This is a genomic window from Yersinia sp. 1252 StPb PI (assembly GCF_048593885.1).
Taxonomy (GTDB): domain Bacteria; phylum Pseudomonadota; class Gammaproteobacteria; order Enterobacterales; family Enterobacteriaceae; genus Yersinia; species Yersinia enterocolitica_E.
Window position 1 is genome coordinate 1 of the sequence record NZ_JAZGQE010000292.1, and the last position, 3,373, is coordinate 3,373.

Sequence of the window (3,373 nt, forward strand, 5' to 3'; positions counted from 1 at the left end):
TTAATAAACACCATCTTCTTTGATAGATAATATTCCTGGCAGCCAACATACTTTCGGCATCAATATTACCTTTTATTTTCACTCCGTCATTATTGATAGCGACATATTTAAATACAGGCATGCTTGTCCTCTAAGCTTATCCTGACCACTTCTTCAATTGTTGTTAAGCCAGCCATAACTTTATCCACCCCATCTTGTTCAATGCTGCATATAGTTTGCTGCGCCAACTGAACAAGATCATGCTCACTATAGCCTTTATAAATACCTTCCCGTAAGCGATTATCAACAACCAAGAGCTCATGCAAAGCTATTCGCCCGCGATAGCCGGCCGCATTACATTTGTCGCAACCTATCGCACGATACGTATTTCCCGCTATGGTCATGCTATAATTTATGCCCAAGCTGTTTAATTGCTCCGGCATAAATGTATACTCTTGCCGACACTCGATACATAGTCGGCGCACCAAACGTTGAGATAATACTGCCAATAATGAGCTTGATAGCATAAAGGGTTCGATCCCCATATCTTTCAGCCTGGTTACAGCACCAACGGCGCTATTAGCATGTAGCGTTGATAAAACCAAATGGCCGGTTAAAGAGGCTTGTACCGCTATTTGTGCAGTTTCCACATCTCGTATTTCGCCAATAAGGATGACATCAGGGTCCTGTCGCAGTATTGCTCTTAGGCTTCGAGAGAAAGTCATGCCAATTTTTGAATGAACCTGTGTCTGAGAGATACCATCAATATCAAACTCGATAGGATCCTCGACAGTCATAATGTTCCTTTCACCTGAGTCTATTCCCATTAGAGCTGCATAGAGTGTGGTACTTTTGCCTGCACCCGTAGGGCCAACAATCAATATAATACCATGAGGCTTGAGCACCAGTTTTTGCATCAAGCCATAGTTTTTTGCTGACATATCTAAAGATTGTAAGTCCAACTTAATACTGCTTTTGTCCAGTAACCGCATAACTACGCGCTCACCATGATTTGACGGTAGAACAGACACGCGAACATCTAAAACGCGCCCGGCCAAATTCAGTGCAATACGTCCATCTTGGGGAATACGTTTCTCTGCAATATCTAATTTCGCCATAACTTTAATCCGAGAAACTAATAATAGTGCTACACTGTGTTTCAGTTCTAATATATTTTTTAATACCCCATCAATACGAAATCTGATAGCCAGTTTTTTTTCGAAAGATTCTATATGGATATCTGACGCTAAGTTTTTAATTGCTTCTGTTAAAATGGCATTGATTAGTCTTATTACTGGAGCCTCACTATCTGAGTCCAATAGGTCTTCACTGTCAGATAGTTCACTAGCAAATGAATAAATCGCGATCTCATCACTTATTGCATTCATTATTTTATGTGACTGCATTGAACTATTTTGATACGTGGCCGTCAGAGTATTATTAAACTCATCATCAGTAACAAAATCAAGGCCCATAGGTTGACAGGCGACTCTATTCCCTTCAAGTATTGCCTCAAGCGAAGCTGAATGGCGGCATATAATTTGATATCCATTTTCTACTGGGAGTAAGATAACACCATTATCTTTAGACCAATTCAATGTTAATGGTACTAACTTCTTCTCATCTTGGTTCATAACTCAATCCCTACGTCACGGTAAAACTCCCTTATATCCTTTTTAAGTTTATTGAAATCATCATGATTTCTTTTTTCTTCCCCTCCCTCCTTATAATACTTTAGAGCACTATTTATAAATGGCTTATTTGTATTCCCATGATTATATTCAGTGTATTTTTCTGCGGTCACCAAGTTATAGTCATTTGTTTCCCTGAGTATTGTTGGCTTAATGAATAAGATAAGGTTACTTTTTTCAATTTTCTCTTTTTTCTGCCTAAAAAAACCACCAATAAAAGGAATATCCCCCAAGATAGGGACTTTATTTACTGTTTTATTTATCTTTTTATCTAATAGCCCACCCACAACAACCGTCTCACCACTTTTTACCAAAACTGCATTATTAACGACTCTCTTGTTAAAAATAGAGCCTAAATTATTAGTAGTGACGTCAGAACCGTCAGCAATACTTGATACCTCCTGTCGGATTTCAAGAAGAACCGAATCACCTTTGTTTATCTGTGGTTTCACTTTCAACATGACACCAACATTTTGCCTTGAGATTGAGTTATAGACCCTATCTGTAGATGTTGTTTGTGTCGATGTCAGTACAGGAACCTCTTGACCCACATTAAACTCAGCCTCCATATTATCCAACGTGACAATACTCGGTGTTGCCAGAATATTATTATTTGAATTAGTTGCCAGGGTAGTAAATAAACCACTCCAGTTACCTTTATAAAAGCCTGCAGTTAATCCTGTAATTGCCATGGGCAGTAGACCATCACTATTATTTCTTGTCCTTCCTGAGTTTTGGATAAAGTTGACTCCACCAGAAAATTTATTTTCCCATTGTATGCCAAGGTTTAATCCCTCTCCATTTTGGGTCTCAACTATGATGGCCTCGACCAGGACTTGAGCTCGTCTGATATCTAACTTTTCGATAACCAAGTCTAACTCTCTCATCATTTTCGGTTCAGCTGTAATGACCAAAGCATTTGTTTGATCATATGCCTTGATGGCAATATTTCCACTCTGTTTCTTGCCTGTCGAGTTTGTTTTTTTGTTACTGAGAAAACCTTGGCCAATGCCAGTTAGCACCTCCAAAAGCTTCGATGCTTGAGCATATTTCATATATATAACTTTTGTGTTTCCATAACTATTCTGTTGATGGTCAAGCTCCTTTATCATTTTAATAGCTTTTTTTCTGATATGGCTATCACCACTCACCAATACAGAGTTAGTCCTATCATCAGCAATTATTCTTCCTAAATTGAATGGCTCTTGTTTGTTGGAAGTTGTTTGATTTATGATTTCATTGACTAGTTTAGTCACATCAACAGCATTAGCATGGTTCAATTTATAGTATTCAACATCTATATCTCCGGCTTGGTCGAATGTATTGATTATCGAGTACAAGCGGTTTACTACAGCAGCGCGTCCCGTAATTAATATAGTATTTGATGGCTCATAGTGAATAATATTACCAGATTCAGAATTATCATTTAACTGGCGCAATAGTGGGGCAAGACTCTTGGCAGAGATATGTTTAAGTGGGAATATTCTATTGATAAGTTCATCCCCATAAGTTTCCCCCGATTCTCTTAGTGTAGGAACAACTGAACCTTTAGCTCGTTTTGATGGTATTACCTTCAAGATATTATTAGGCATTTCCACTACGGTATATCCGTAAACATCGAGTACATTAAGAAAGAATTGATAGTATTTCTCTTGGTCTAATAGTTCATAACTACGGACGCTAACCAAACCTTGAACTTTAGG

At 38.2% G+C, this 3,373-nt stretch carries 2 protein-coding genes; both read right to left on the reverse strand.

Translation table 11 applies throughout. The annotated features are described in order from the left end of the window. Window positions 1–107: 107 nt before the first annotated feature. Window positions 108–1,613 (reverse strand): type II secretion system ATPase GspE, encoded by a 1,506-nt coding sequence (gene gspE / locus V2A85_RS22750; protein ID WP_420072442.1) that lies wholly within the window; start codon window positions 1,611–1,613, stop codon window positions 108–110. Next, a partial coding sequence (gspD, locus tag V2A85_RS22755; RefSeq protein WP_420072443.1) for a type II secretion system secretin GspD occupies window positions 1,610–3,373 on the reverse strand: 1,764 nt, incomplete at its 5' end. The genes gspE and gspD, both read right to left, overlap by 4 nt.